The organism is Oleiphilus sp. HI0125 (assembly GCF_001635355.1).
Map to the genome: position 1 here is coordinate 1 of NZ_LWGF01000839.1, position 1,211 is coordinate 1,211.

Consider the following 1,211-nt stretch of genomic DNA (forward strand, 5'->3'; position numbering starts at 1 on the left):
GAATACGCTTCACCATATTCATAAGTAGGTTTTGAGTCATGCCTGTCAAACCAAGTCTAATGGCCTGACGCGGCCAGCTCATGCTATCTAAGTCTTGAGAGTCATCGAACTTAGGTGTTTTTTTTTGACTCTCGTTCGCTTGCGTATCAACAGTTGAGTTGATCTCAGATGGCATAGGCGCAGCTTCAATCATTGCTTCGACAGGCTCTTCAACCAAGCTTTGCTGATTATCTATTGCAGGTGCAGGATGTTCATCTTGCAATGGCGGAGCTTCGTTCATATATGCAGGAACTTGCTCAACAGGCGCTGCGGCAACATCGTTTTGCGGTTCTATTTGCGGCTCTGAAGTCTGCTCTGATTCCTGCTGCATTTCTGCTACTTCAGAATTCACTGTCAGAGGCTCTGGCTGTACACTCGTTTGATCACTCACATCGGCTTCACTTGAAGCAGTTTCAATCTCACCCTGAACTTCATGAGCTGGCGGCGCATGTGTCGTTGAAACCTCAGGCGCTAGTGCCTGCGTCACCGGCTTAGTAGGTGGTGCCATGCAAAATGCCATCATGCGTAACAAAGCCATTTCGAACCCTGAGCGCGCGTCCGGTGAAATCGCTAAGTCTTTTCTCGCCACTAGCGCAATTTGATAGTAAAGCTGCACATCTTCTGCACTTAAGTTTTGCGCATAAAAGGTGATACGCTCCTGATCGCCTTGGCTATTATCCGTTGCACCAGCTACTGCCTGTTCAATGGCAACTCTGTGAAACACCGAAACCAAGACCTCAAGCACTGAGGCGTAATCGGGCGCAAATTCTGCTAGCTCAGCTACAACGCCTAGCATTGCTTTTGCATCACGCGCTACAAGCATGTCGAGTAAACGATACACCTTCTTCTGGTCCACTGTACCAAGCATGGCACTCACGGCGGTTTCACCTAACTGACCTTGGGTATAGGCGATAGCCTGATCCGTCAGACTCAAGGCATCACGCATACTGCCATCAGCACCCCGAGCTATCGCCCATAATGCGGCATCTTCGGCACTGACTTGCTCTTGTGATAAAACAAACTTCAAGTGATGAACGATTCTTTCCGGCGTCATATTCTTCAGATTGAACTGAAGGCAACGTGATAGGATCGTAATCGGTAATTTTTGAGGATCGGTGGTCGCAAATAAGAATTTCACATGCTCTGGCGGTTCTTCCAGAGTTTTCAGCAAG

1 pseudogene is annotated in these 1,211 nt (G+C 48.3%); it reads right to left on the reverse strand.

Annotated features, from left to right (window positions below):
• Positions 1–1,211: pseudogene (locus A3762_RS26520) on the reverse strand (DNA polymerase III subunit gamma/tau); the annotation flags it as partial.